11 protein-coding genes are annotated in these 12,832 nt (G+C 65.6%); 2 read left to right on the forward strand and 9 right to left on the reverse strand.

Going from position 1 to position 12,832, the window contains the following annotated elements:
- Positions 1 to 6: 6 nt before the first annotated feature.
- The 6 genes from AC1DX2_RS25050 to AC1DX2_RS25075 form a co-directional block, all read right to left on the reverse strand.
- A complete protein-coding gene (locus tag AC1DX2_RS25050; RefSeq protein WP_477199248.1) occupies positions 7 to 783 on the reverse strand; it encodes a uracil-DNA glycosylase in 777 nt (258 codons plus the stop codon).
- Between the two features lie 137 nt (positions 784 to 920).
- Positions 921 to 1,709: an indole-3-glycerol phosphate synthase TrpC gene (trpC, locus tag AC1DX2_RS25055; protein ID WP_477199158.1), complete on the reverse strand. Its 789-nt coding sequence runs from the start codon at positions 1,707 to 1,709 to the stop codon at positions 921 to 923.
- 28 nt (positions 1,710 to 1,737) lie between these two features.
- Complete coding sequence (gene trpD / locus AC1DX2_RS25060; RefSeq protein WP_477199159.1) at positions 1,738 to 2,784, reverse strand: anthranilate phosphoribosyltransferase; 1,047 nt, start codon at positions 2,782 to 2,784, stop codon at positions 1,738 to 1,740.
- A 23-nt stretch (positions 2,785 to 2,807) separates the two neighbouring features.
- Positions 2,808 to 3,860, reverse strand: a complete 1,053-nt coding sequence (ltaE, locus tag AC1DX2_RS25065) for a low-specificity L-threonine aldolase (RefSeq protein ID WP_477199160.1) — start codon at positions 3,858 to 3,860, stop codon at positions 2,808 to 2,810.
- A 13-nt stretch (positions 3,861 to 3,873) separates the two neighbouring features.
- Positions 3,874 to 4,461: an aminodeoxychorismate/anthranilate synthase component II gene (locus tag AC1DX2_RS25070; protein WP_477199249.1), complete on the reverse strand. Its 588-nt coding sequence runs from the start codon at positions 4,459 to 4,461 to the stop codon at positions 3,874 to 3,876.
- Between the two features lie 20 nt (positions 4,462 to 4,481).
- A complete protein-coding gene (locus AC1DX2_RS25075; protein ID WP_477199161.1) occupies positions 4,482 to 6,020 on the reverse strand; it encodes an anthranilate synthase component I family protein in 1,539 nt (512 codons plus the stop codon).
- A gap of 448 nt (positions 6,021 to 6,468) precedes the next feature.
- Between AC1DX2_RS25075 and AC1DX2_RS25080 the strand changes: the two genes are divergently transcribed.
- Both AC1DX2_RS25080 and AC1DX2_RS25085 read left to right on the forward strand, forming a co-directional pair.
- On the forward strand, positions 6,469 to 7,071 hold the full coding sequence (locus tag AC1DX2_RS25080; RefSeq protein WP_477199162.1) for a chalcone isomerase family protein: 603 nt from the start codon (positions 6,469 to 6,471) through the stop codon (positions 7,069 to 7,071).
- A gap of 200 nt (positions 7,072 to 7,271) precedes the next feature.
- Positions 7,272 to 8,852: a methyl-accepting chemotaxis protein gene (locus AC1DX2_RS25085; RefSeq protein ID WP_477199163.1), complete on the forward strand. Its 1,581-nt coding sequence runs from the start codon at positions 7,272 to 7,274 to the stop codon at positions 8,850 to 8,852.
- A 4-nt stretch (positions 8,853 to 8,856) separates the two neighbouring features.
- Here the strand turns inward: AC1DX2_RS25085 and AC1DX2_RS25090 are convergent, their stop codons facing one another.
- From AC1DX2_RS25090 to AC1DX2_RS25100, 3 genes are all read right to left on the reverse strand, one after another.
- Positions 8,857 to 9,543 carry a phosphoglycolate phosphatase gene (locus AC1DX2_RS25090; RefSeq protein ID WP_477199164.1) on the reverse strand — a complete coding sequence of 229 codons (687 nt, stop codon included), beginning with the start codon at positions 9,541 to 9,543 and terminating at the stop codon, positions 8,857 to 8,859.
- Between the two features lie 56 nt (positions 9,544 to 9,599).
- The gene (locus AC1DX2_RS25095) at positions 9,600 to 11,168 is read right to left on the reverse strand and encodes a poly(ethylene terephthalate) hydrolase family protein (RefSeq protein WP_477199165.1); all 1,569 of its coding nucleotides are present in this window, start codon (positions 11,166 to 11,168) and stop codon (positions 9,600 to 9,602) included.
- A gap of 183 nt (positions 11,169 to 11,351) precedes the next feature.
- Complete coding sequence (locus AC1DX2_RS25100) at positions 11,352 to 12,827, reverse strand: efflux transporter outer membrane subunit (protein ID WP_477199166.1); 1,476 nt, start codon at positions 12,825 to 12,827, stop codon at positions 11,352 to 11,354.
- Between the last annotated feature and the right edge of the window lie 5 nt (positions 12,828 to 12,832).

Here is a 12,832-nt window from a genome sequence, read left to right on the forward strand (position 1 = left end):
AGGATGCTACCAGCGAACCAATTCCCCTCCTGCCGACTGTAAAAAGCGGTTGGCTTCGACGAAGTGGTCACAGCCAATGAAGGGCATGGGCGGGCGCAGCGCCGACAACGGCGACGGGTGGTTGGCGATCAGCACCAGGTGTTGCTTGCCGGCACCGGATTCGGCAATCGCGTCGCGCCGCTGCTGCGCGTGCGAACCCCATAACATGAACACCACCGGCTGCTCAGATTCAGCCACGGCACCGATTACTTTCATAGTAAGCGCTTCCCAACCTTGATTGGCATGGCTGTTGGGCTGGCCTTGCTCCACTGTCAGACAGCTGTTGAGCAGCAGCACACCCTGCTTTGCCCAGCATAGCAAGGAACCGCGTTCAGCCCGGGCGTCCGGCGCGGCCGGCATGTATTCAGGATGTTGTTGGCGCGACCGGGTGATTTCCTGAAAAATGTTGCGCAGCGAGGGCGGCAGCATCTGGCTGGGCGGCACCGAAAACGACAACCCCTCGGCCTGGCCCGGCCCATGGTAGGGGTCTTGTCCGATGATGACCACGCGTACCTGGTGCAAAGGCGTCAATGCCAACGCGCGCAATGGCAGTGGCGGATACACCACCGCGCCCTGGTCCAAGCGCGATTGCACGAAATGCCCCAGGCGTTGCGCGGCGGGACTGGCAAGAAAGCGGTCGACCAGCGGTTGCCAGTCGGGTGCCACGGGCCAGTGCGCCGGGTCCCAGGCCCGCAGTTGCGTGTCTGGCTTGTCGCCGGTCGGCTCATGCTCCACGGCCTGCAACGGCAGCACAGAAGCAACGGGGCCTTTCTGGACGGCTGGCGCAGCTGCTTCGACCTGCGCCGGGGTGTCAAACGGCAGCCCCAGTTGCGCGCCAGGCACCTTGCTCTTGCGCGTCGCCATCGCCGCCGCCCGTGTGTTCAACCGAACAGGGTGGCCAGCGCTTCGCCCGGCTCCTTGGCGCGCATGAAAGCCTCGCCAACCAGGAAGGCGTTCACCCCGGCGTCGCGCATCAGCTTCACGTCAGCGGGCGCCAGGATGCCGCTCTCGGTCACCAGCAGGCGGTTGGCCGGCACGTCCTTCATCAGCGCCAGCGTGGTCTGCAGGGACACCTCGAACGTCTTCAGGTTGCGGTTGTTGATGCCCACGAGCGGCGTCTTCAGCTTCAGCGCGCGCGCCAGCTCGGTGCTGTCATGCACCTCCACCAGCACCGCCATGTCCATGCTGCGGGCGATGGCCTCGAACTCGGCCATCTGCGCATCGTCGAGGATGGCGGCAATCAGCAGGATGCAATCCGCCCCCATCACCCGCGATTCATACACCTGGTAAGGGTCGATCAGGAAGTCCTTGCGCAGCACCGGCAACTGGCAGGATGCACGCGCCTGTTTCAGGTAGTCCACGCTGCCCTGGAAAAACTGCTGGTCCGTCAGCACCGACAGGCAGGCGGCGCCGAACTCCGCATAGCTTTGCGCGATGTCGGCAGCGAAAAATTCCTCGCGCAGCACGCCCTTGGACGGACTGGCCTTCTTCACCTCGGCAATCACCGCCGGCTGGCCGGCCGCGATCTTGGCCTGCAGCGCGCCCACAAAATCACGCGTCAGCACGCGCGACTCGGCGTCGGCACGCACCGCCTCCAGCGATTTGCGCTTGATGGCGGCAGCCACCTCCTGCCGCTTGACGGCAACAATCTTGTCCAGGATATCGCTCACATGCTCTCCTTGTCAGCAGCCAGGCACATCACGCTGCCTTCAGTTTTTGCGACAGGGCGGCCAACTCTGTCAGCTTGGCCTTGGCCGCGCCGGATTCTATGGTGCGCCGCGCCAATTGGATGCCGGCGACCATGCTGTCGACCACATTGGCGGCGTACAAGGCCACGCCGGCGTTCAGCACCACGATCTCCTTGGCCGCGCCGGCCTCGTTGTCCAACACGCCAGCCAGCATGGTCTTGGACTGCTCGGGCGTTTCCACCCGCAGCGCGCGGCTGCCGGCCATGGTGAAGCCAAAGTCCTCGGGGTGGATTTCGTACTCGGAAATCTCGCCGTTTTTCAGCTCGCCCACCATGGTGGCCGCGCCCAGGCTGACCTCGTCCATGCCGTCCTTGCCATAGACCACGATGGCGTGCTCGGCACCCAGCCGCTGCAAGGCCCGCACCTGTATGCCCACCAGATCCGGGTGGAACACGCCCATCAGGATGTTGGGCGCCGAGGCCGGGTTGGTCAGCGGGCCCAGGATGTTGAAGATGGTCTTGATGCCCAGCTCCTTGCGCACCGGTGCCACGTTCTTCATGGCCGGGTGGTGATTGGGCGCGAACATGAAGCCCACGCCGACCTGCTCTATGCACTGGGCGATGGCCGCCGGTGGCAGGTTGATGTTGATGCCAAATGCCTCCAGCACGTCGGCGCTGCCGCTCTTGCTGCTGACGCTGCGCCCGCCGTGCTTGCTGACCTTGGCGCCAGCGGCGGCGGCCACGAACATGGAACAGGTGGAAATGTTGAAGGTGTGCGAGCCGTCGCCACCTGTGCCCACGATGTCCACCAGGTGGGTCTTGTCGGCCACAACGACCTTGGTGGAAAACTCGCGCATCACCTGCGCGGCGGCGGTGATCTCGCCGATGGTTTCCTTCTTCACCCGCAGGCCGGTGATCAGCGCGGCCATCATCACCGGCGACATCTCGCCGCTCATGATCATGCGCATCACGTGCAGCATCTCGTCGTGGAAGATTTCGCGGTGCTCTATGGTGCGCTGCAAGGCCTCTTGCGGCGTGATCTTGACGGCTTGAATCATGGTGCGAACTCCTCGTGCAGCGCTTATTTGTTGTTGAAAAAGCCGCGGATGGCGGCAATGGCGTGGTCCACGCCGGCCGCGTCCACATCCAGGTGGGTGACGAAGCGCAGCTTGTACAGGCCCGTGGCCAGCACACCGCGCTCTTTCAGGTACGGCATCAGCTCGGCGGCTCGCGCCTTGGCCGGCCCCACCAGGTCCACGAACACGATGTTGGTGTGCGGCGCCTCCACCTGCACGCCGTCCAGCCCGGCCAGGCCTTCAGCCAGCCGCCGGGCCAGCGCGTGGTCGTCCGCCAGACGCAGCACATGGTGCTCCAACGCATGCGCAGCCGCAGAGGCCAGCACACCGGCCTGGCGCATGCCGCCACCAGCCATCTTGCGCACCCGGTGCGCCTTGGCAATCAACTCGCGGCTGCCGCACAAGGCAGAGCCCACCGGCGCGCCCAGCCCCTTGCTGAAGCATACCGACACACTGTCAAAGCACTGGGCAATGCGGCGCGCCTCGGCATAGGCATCGCCACCGGTCTGCGCGGCTTGCGCCACGGCGGCGTTGAACAGGCGCGCGCCATCCAGATGGCGGGCCAGGCCCTTGGCTTTGGCCAGCGCGGTGGCCTGCTCTATGTAGGCCATGGGGATCAGCTTGCCGCCCAGCGTGTTTTCCAGCGCCAACAGCCTCGTGCGGGCGTAGTGCGCGTCGTCGGGCTTGATGGCGGCCTCGATGTCGGCCAGCGCCAGCGTGCCGTCGCTCTGGTGCTCCAGCGGCTGCGGCTGGATGCTGCCAAACACCGCGCCGCCGCCGCCTTCCCAGCGGTAGCAATGCTGGAACTGGCCGGCGATGTACTCGTCACCGCGCTGGCAATGGCTGAGCAGCGCGCACAGGTTGCTCTGCGTGCCGGTGGCCATGAACAGCGCCGCCTCGAAGCCCAGCATCTCCGCAATCTGCTGCTGCAGCGCGTTGACGCTGGGGTCGTCGCCAAACACGTCGTCGCCCAGCGGCGCGTTGTGCATGGCGTCGCGCATGGCCGCCGTGGGGCGGGTGACGGTGTCGCTGCGCAAATCCACAATGCTGCTGCTCATGGCCGGGGCCTCCTCATTGCAAAAAGTTCTTCAGCATGGCGTGGCCATGCTCGGTCAGTATGGATTCGGGGTGGAACTGTACGCCCTCCAGCCGCACCGCATGCGCCAGGCCGCTGTGGCGCACGCCCATGATCTCGCCGTCGTCCGTCCAGGCGGTCAACTCCAGCTCAGGCGGGCAGCTGGCGCGCTCTATCGCCAGCGAGTGGTAGCGGTTGACGGTGAACCGCTGCGGCAAGCCGGCAAACACCCCCTGCTGCGTGGTGGTGATGACCGAGGTCTTGCCATGCATCAGCACTTGAGCCCGCACGATCTTGCCGCCCAGCGCCGCGCCTATGCTCTGGTGGCCCAGGCACACGCCCAAAATAGGCAGCTTGCCCATGAAGGCCTGTATCGCCGCCACCGAAATGCCGGCCTCGGCCGGCGAGCAGGGGCCGGGCGACACCACCAGCCGGTCCATCTGGCCGGCGGCCAGGCGCTGGCCCAGTTCGTCCACGCTGATCTCGTCGTTGCGGAACACGTCCACCTGGGCGCCCAATTCGCCAAAGTACTGGACGATGTTGTAGGTGAAGCTGTCGTAGTTGTCGATCATGACCAGGCGCAGCGCTGGTTGGGTGGTCGTGCTCATTCCAGGCCCTCCTCGACCAGCTCGCTGGCGCGCAGCAGCGCGCGCGCCTTGGCTTCGGTCTCTTTCCACTCCAGCTCGGGCACCGAGTCAGCCACCACACCGGCCGCCGCCTGCACATACAGCGTCTGATCCTTGATGATGCCAGTGCGTATGGCAATGGCGAGGTCCATGTCGCCGGCGTAGCTGAGGTAACCGCAGGCGCCGCCATACAAGCCGCGCTTGCTGGGCTCCAGCTGGTCTATCAATTCCATCGCATGCACCTTGGGCGCGCCAGTCAGCGTGCCGGCGGGGAAGGTGGCCTTGAGCACATCCATGCTGCCCAGCGTGGCGCCTTCCTTCTGCGTCAAGATGCCTTCCACATTGCTGACGATGTGCATCACATGGCTGTACCGTTCGACGCAGAAGGCGTCGCTGACCTTGACGCTGCCGATTTCCGCAATGCGGCCGATGTCGTTGCGCGCCAGGTCGATCAGCATCACGTGCTCGGCCCGTTCCTTGGGGTCGGTCACCAGTTCCTGCTCGGCGGCCTGGTCCAGCTCGGGGTTGGCGCCACGCGGGCGGGTGCCGGCCAATGGACGTATGGTGATTTTTTGCGCCGATCTGTCGTCCACGACCACCTGTTCCTGGCGCACCAGGATTTCCGGCGAGGCACCCACCACATGGAAGTCGCCGCCGCTGCCGTCGGCGCCGCTGAAGTTGTAGTAGTACATGTAGGGCGACGGGTTCAGCGAACGCAGCGCGCGGTACAGGCTGAGCGGGGACTCGGTGTAGCGTTTCTTCAGCCGCTGGCCCACCTGCACCTGCATGAAGTCGCCGGCGGCGATCAGCTCCTTGGCGCGCACCACCGCGGCCAGGTAGTCGGCCTTGGCAAACTCGCGCTCCACCGGGTAGGACTGGCTGGGCTTGACCACCGGCGCGCTGACGGAATAGCGCAGCTTCTCCTTCAGCTCGCGCAAGCGCTTCTTGGCATTGGCGAAGGCCTCGGGCTTGGCCGGGTCGGCATAGACGATCAGATACAGCTTGCCCGACAGGTTGTCGATGACGGCCAGTTCCTCGCATTGCAGCAGCAGCACGTCAGGGCAACCCAGGGTGTCGCTGGGGCAGGTGGCGGCCAGCTTCTTCTCGATGTGGCGCACCGTGTCGTAGCCGAAGTAGCCGGCCAGGCCGCCGCAAAAGCGCGGCAGGCCGGGGCGCAGCGCCACCTTGAAGCGCCGGTGGTAATCGGCGATGAAGTCCAGCGGGTTGTCGGTGGAGGTTTCCACCACCTGGCCATCGGTCACCACCTCGGTGCGCCGCTGTGCTCCAAAGCCGCTGGCACGCAGCAGGGTGCGCGCCGGCAGGCCGATGAAGCTGTAGCGGCCAAAGCGCTCGCCGCCCACCACGGATTCCAGCAGGAAACTGTTGGCGCCGCCGCTTTGCGTCAGCTTCAGGTACAGCGACAGGGGCGTTTCCAGGTCGGCAAAGGCCTCCAGGATCAGCGGGATGCGGTTGTACCCCTGGTCGCTGAGGCTTTTGAATTCAAGTTCGGTCATCACGGCATGTGGCCTTTCGTTCCGCACCCCGCGCCATGTGGGCGGCTGGCGGGGCGTTGCGCGCACCGCAACCGGTGCAGCGCGCATTCACTCAGGGAGTGCCATGGCGGCGTCACATGGCGGGCGGAATGGGGAATGTGGGCGGACACAGGTCCGGGGCATGCGACGCAGTCGCCTCACCACCCACCGGCCGCCCTGGGTCTCAAGCCTCAGGCGCGAACGCGGGCGGCCACGCAGGGCCAGGCTCGCCAGGGCCAGGCTCCCCGGTCGCTACAACCCGTGATGCTGATGCGGTGAATGAACATGATGAGACCCCAGTGTAACAAAGAAGACCGGCGCACCCGCTTGCCCTTGTAAACCCTGTTGCGCCCGGCGCATGACGGGGCAACAATGGACGCCCGTTCCCAACACAAGGGCCGCGGCGCACACCGGCGCGGCATCAAGCACACCGATGACATCACGCAGCATCCGCACCCTGCTGGCCCTGGCGGCCAGCCTGGCTTTCAGCACCGGCAGCGCCTGGGCCGCCACGCAGACCATCAACGGCGTCAAGGTAGAAGACAGCGCCGACGTCGGCGGCACCAAGCTTCAGCTCAACGGCGCCGGTACGCGCTACAAGTTCGTCGTCAAGGTGTACGTCGCCGGTTTGTACCTGACCAAGAAGGCCAGTAGCCTGGACGAAGTGGTGGCCGCGCCCGGCCCCAAGCGTGTGCTGGTGACCATGGTCCGCGACATCGACTCCGCCGAACTGGGCAAGCTGCTGACCCGCGGCATGGAAGACAACATGGGCAAGGCCGAGATGTCCAAGATGATTCCCGGCCTGCTGCGCATGGGCGAGATGTTTGCGGCGCACAAGAAACTGGTGGCCGGCGACACCTTCTCGCTGGACTGGGTACCCGGCAAGGGCAGCGTGGTCACCGTCAAGGGCCAGGTGCAGGGTGAGCCGTTCAAGGAACCCGAATTCTTCAAGGCGCTGCTGTCCATCTGGCTGGGCTCTTCGCCGGCAGACTACCAGTTGAAAGAGGCCATGCTGGGCTCGCCCGCCACCCGCTGAACACTGCGCCAACCGCAGCCCTGCAGCAACCGCCGCGCGCCACCTGGATGCGCGGCGGTTTTCCTTGATCGCTCCCCTTTTGCTAGCAGCCGGGCGGGATGACAAGCCGCCGGAAAAGGACTACATTGGTTGCAGGCACTCCCGGGGTTGACAGTGCCGCCGGGGATTTGTTGCCTGCAATCACCAAGAGGACGCGGTTCATGAAACTCAGTCTCAAACTCCCGCTGGCCTTCGCGGCCGCCATAGGCCTGTTGCTGCTGGGCGGCCTGTTCGGCATCCTGCAGCTCACCAGCTCGGTCAACTTCTACCAATACACGGTGATGAACGCGGTGGCCGCTGACCGCACCGCGGCAGACGTGGACTCGCACTTTTCCACCGCCATCCAGGAATGGAAAAACGTGCTGCTGCGCGGCAAGGACCCCAAAGACCAGGAGAAGTACTGGGCGTCGCACCTGAAGGAAATCGGCGAGGTGGAGAAGCAGATGCGCGCACTGGACAAGCTGCTCTCACCCGGCCCGGCCAAGGAAACCCTGAAGAAACTCGACCCGGCGCTGAAATCGGCTTCTGAACGCTACAAGAAGGCCTTTGAAGCCTTCAAGGCCGCCGACGCCGACCCGGCGACGGGGGACAAATCGGCCCGCGGCGCCGATCGGGACGCTGCCGCGTTGCTGGAAGACCTGAGGAAGGTGCTGGCCAAGGATGCAGAGGACGGCTCACAACAAGCCTCCACCAGTGGTCAGCGGGCCAGCAGCATCGCGCTGACGGTGATGGTGCTGGCCGCCATCGGCGGGCTGGTGGGCAGCATCGTGTTGAGCCGGGTGCTGGTGCGGCCGATTGCCGACGCCGCCCGGCTGGCCGGCAGCGTGGCCCACGGCAACCTGAACAACGCCATCCACATCGGCAGCAAGGACGAGGTGGGCGAACTGCTAACGGCCTTGAAGGACATGCAAAGTAGCCTGGCCAAGGTGGTGGCCCAGGTGCGCCAGGGCTCGGAAAACGTAGCCTCGGCCAGCTCCGAGATCGCCCAGGGCAACCACGACCTGTCGGCACGCACCGAACAACAGGCCAGCGCACTGGAGGAAACCGCCGCCAGCATGGAAGAGCTCAGCTCCACCGTGCGGCAAAACGCCGACAACGCGGCCCAGGCCAACCAGCTGGCGCAGCTGGCCAGCAGCGTGGCCGTCAAAGGTGGCGACGTGGTGGGCCAGGTGGTGCTGACCATGAAGGGCATCAGCGACTCGTCCAAGAAGATTGCCGACATCATCAGCGTCATCGACGGCATCGCCTTCCAGACCAACATCCTGGCGCTGAACGCGGCCGTGGAAGCCGCCCGGGCCGGTGAACAGGGCCGGGGCTTTGCCGTGGTGGCCAGCGAGGTGCGCAGCCTGGCCGGGCGCAGCGCCGAAGCCGCCAAGGAGATCAAGACCCTGATCAACACCAGCGTCGAGCGCGTGGACCAGGGCACCACGCTGGTGGACCAGGCCGGCAGCACCATGAGCGAGGTGGTGGCCAGCATACGTCGGGTGACCGACATCATGGGCGAGATCAGCGCCGCCAGCAGCGAGCAGTCGCAAGGCGTCAGCCAGGTGGGCGACGCGGTGACCGAAATGGACCAGACCACGCAGCAAAATGCCGCGCTGGTCGAGCAAATGGCGGCCGCCGCCAGCAGCTTGAAGGGCCAGGCACGCGATCTGGTGCAGGCCGTGGCGGTGTTCCGCCTGGGGCATGAGACCCATGGGCTGGGCCATGGGCCGGCGTTGCCGGCGCTCGGCGCCAGCTAACGGGTCAGGACACCAGTCGGGACAGTTCGTCCAGGCTGTCCAGCCAGCCGTCCGCATCCACCGCGCGCACCGGCTCGCCATGGTTGTAGCCATAGGTGACCAGCACCACCGGGCAACCGGCGGCGCGCGCCGCCTGGGCATCGTTGCTGGAATCGCCCAGCATCAGCGTGCGCGCAGGCAACGTGCCCAACGCGTCGCAGGTTTTCAGCAGCGGCATGGGGTCGGGCTTCTTGCGCGGGAAGGCATCGCCACCAAACACCACTTGGAAATACCCGGCCAGTCCCTTGGCTTGCAACAGGCCTTGCGCGAACTCGGTCGGCTTGTTGGTCAGGCAGGCCAGCTTCAGGCCACGCGCATGCAGCCATTGCACACCCGCCAGGGCACCGGGATAGACCTCGGAATGCCGGCCGTTGATGTGGCGGTAGTGGTCCTGGTAAGCCTGCCAAGCTCGCGCGTAGCCATCCGGCGCGTCCATGCGCGCCTCGGACCAGCCGGCCAGCGCCAGCACGCCTCGTATCAGGTGCTCCGAGCCCTTGCCCACCAGGCGTTCCACCGTGACGCGGTCCACCGGCGGCAGGGCCAGGTCAGCCAGCATCAGATTCAGCGTGGCGGCGAAATCGCCCAGGGTGTCGACCAGCGTGCCGTCGAGGTCGATGACGGCGGCTTGCAACGCGTCAAGACGCAAGGCCATGGTGTTCAAAAAGGGAGCGCATCGTGTTACTCCAGTCTAGCGCAGCCCCAAGCGGACTATTTTTGTGTTGCCAGCTGCTCAAGCTGCTCCACCGCGTTGGTATTTCTGGGGTTCAACTCCAGCGACTTCTTGTAGTTCTGGACGGCCAGGGCGGTCTCCTTGTTCGTCGCATAGCCCTCCGCCAGGCTGTCGTAGACATTGAAGCTGGCGGGATACAAGGCCACATTGACTTTGAAGACTTCGATGGCCGCCTTCACCTGGCCCGCCTGCAGCAGGTTGTAGGCCCAGCGGTTGAGTTCGTTCTCCGGCAACTGGAATTTGGGCTCCAGTTTTCTGTAGCTGTCCAGCACCTGCTGGGCGTTGGAAAAGCCCTGGCTGTACAGCTGTGCCGCGAAGGACTCCAGCGTCGGCGGCGCCCCTTTTGCGCGAATCACCTCCACCGTGCTCATGTGGGGCGGCGCGCCATTCACTGTGGGCGCATTGCTGAAAAACACTTCTCCGCTGGCGTCACCCTTGAGGCGGGCGTTGAGAAAATTCAGCACGTAGCGCGCCATCCAACTGTGCGCTGCGGACACCTCGTCCAGCGAATACTCCTTGAAACGCGCCGGATTCTGGGTATGCAGACCGCTGGAAGCAAAGTCACCATGCTCCATGGGCCACATGGTGACGCGATAGACGTCCGAGTACTTCATGGCATTCATGAAATTGAAGCTCAGGTCATATTGGCCTTGCATGACCTCCATCGATTTGGGCCGCGCCGCCATGTACAGCAACGGCACCGCCACGCGCGCGGGGGTGACGTAGGGCGCGGCCTCCTTGCCGGAGTCGACCAACTGTGGGAAGTACCGCACCGAGCCATCCAGGCTCACCAGCGCCTTGATGCGGTTGTCCTTGGCCGCCGCCATCACATTGGCCAAACCACCCCAGCTGAAGCCCATGACCGCGCTTTTGCCGAGATCGACTTGAGCGAGGGTGTGGGCGTGCGCCATGGCAAACCCAATGTCGCTCACCTGCGCTTCCAGCCCTTCCAGGTCTGTGGACTGCCCATGGCTGTGCGTTCCCATGCTGGGAATGGCGATGACAACATAGCCGTGGCTGGCCAGATACTCGCACAAATCCACATTTTCCGATGCCGTGCTGCTGAAGCTGGCAGCATAGACCACCAACGGAAATTTGCCCGCCGCGGCGGGCGCATCGCGCACTGCGCGCATGGGGCGGGCCAGCTCCTGGCTGGCCAAAGCCGCACTGCCCTTGGAAGCGACAATCCGCTTGACCCTACCCTGGTACACGCGCTCAATCTCGTCTTCCTTCAGCGCGATGTCGTCCTCCGTGCCGTCCAGGCGGATGTAGTCGCCATAGCTGACGGCTTTGCCGGCTTTGCTCGCGGGGTACCACACCAGCATTTGCATGGGCCTGGCCCGCTCACCGGTATTGGCCAGGCCGGTGTTGATGTCCAGCACGGGCTTGAAGGCGCGCGTGTAGTCGTACTTCTGCACAGCCTTGAGGCCCACCGCGTACGGGCCGGGCGGGCCGGAAAACTCAAAGCTGCCGGCAGCATGGGCACCCAAGGCCACGGCTGAAAAAACAACGGCCACAGCAAAGCGCGAGAAGACTGAATCTGTCATGTGGGTCGGATCGCCATCGAAAGTTAACGGAGACCCACTTTAACCAGCAGGGTCGCTGCAAGCGAGCCAGGCGCGATGGGTTGCAGATTCAGGTGCACAGGATGCGTGCGCGTCCACCGCAAGCACCCCGGCATTCAACGCAGCGCGATGGCGCGCGAAAGCAGCGCCGCACAGCGCGGCCCCTCACTGGGCAGGCTGGTCTTGCCAGCGCCCGGCAATGTTCTTCAACAGCGTGTTCAGCGCCGCCAGCTCCCGGTTGCGCACCGACAGCAGGCTGAGCTCGCTGCTGAGTTCGGCCGTCTGCGCTGCCGCCACGTTCAAGTAGCTGACGGTGCCCTGGCGGTACTGCTCCATCACGATGGCCAGGTTGTCCTGCGACAGTTTCAGTGCTTCGCGCTGCAGCTGCGCCTCGGCGCGCAATTGCTCGGCCAGCACCAGGTTGTCTTCCACTTCTTGAAAAGCGGTCAACACGGTCTGGCGGTAGGTGGCGGTGGCCTGGTCGGCGTTGGCGCGCGCCTGGGCGGTGGCCGCGCGGCGGGCGCCGCCGTCAAAAATGCCCTCGGCCAGCGCCGGGCCTATGGACCAGAAGCGGTTGGGCGCGCTGATCAGGTCACTCAGGCTGGTGCTGCGGTAGCCGGCGCTGGCCGACAGCGTCAGCGTCGGGAAATACGCCGCCTTGGCGACGCCAATCTGCGCATAGGCAGCGGCCACCCGGCGCTCGGCAGCGGCGATGTCGGGGCGGCGTTGCAACAGCGTGCTGGGCAACAGCGTCGGAATGGCGGGCGAGGCCGGCACGCCGGCCGTACGCGGCAGGCTGAAGCCCGACGGCGGCAGGCCCAGCAGCACCGCCAGCGCGTGCTCCAGCTGGGCGCGCTGCGCCTTGGCCTCGGCCAGCTGGGCCTGGGCAGATTTCAACTGCGTCTGCGCCTGCAGCACGTCGGTGCGGCCGACCACGCCGGCGTCGTAGCGTGCCTGCGTCAGTGATGCCGAGCGGCTGTAGGCCTCCAGGTTGCGCTCATACAGCGCCTGCTGGGCCTCGAAGGTGCGCAGCGAAAAATAGGTCTGCACCAGCAGCGCCTGGGCCGACAGGCGGGCCGCCGCCAGGTCGTCCACGCTGGCCTGGTAACGCGCCTCGCTGGCGCTGGTGGCCTGCGACAGGCGGCCCCACAGGTCCACTTCCCAGCTGGCGCTCAGGCCCAACTGCACGCTGTTGCTGGGGCCGTTACTGCGCGCCACCGTGGGGTCGGTGACGGCGGCCGCCGCGCCGGTGGGGCTTTGGCTGCGCGTGCCGCTCAAGCCCACCCCCAGCGTGGGGTATTGGGCGGCACGCGTGCTGTCCAGGCTGGCGCGCGCCAGCGCCACCTGGGCCAGTGCGCCTTTCAGGTTTTCGTTGCCGATGACCAGCTTGCCCTGCAAGTCATTGAGCACCGGGTCGCTGAACAGCGTCCACCAGTCGTCCGGCACGGTGGCCTGGCTGGTTTGTGCCTGCTGCCACAGCCCGGTTTCCTTGAACTGCGCCGGCGCTGCGGTGGGGGCCGGCGGCGACTCGGCGGTGACGGCGCAGCCGGCCAGCAGCAAGGCCAGGGCCAACGGCGCCAGGCGTGTGGGCACAGCGCGAAATGGGGTGACGGTGGAAAGGAACAGGGCAGGCATGGTCATTCAGC

It is taken from the genome of Hylemonella sp. P2_B10, from assembly GCF_056404875.1.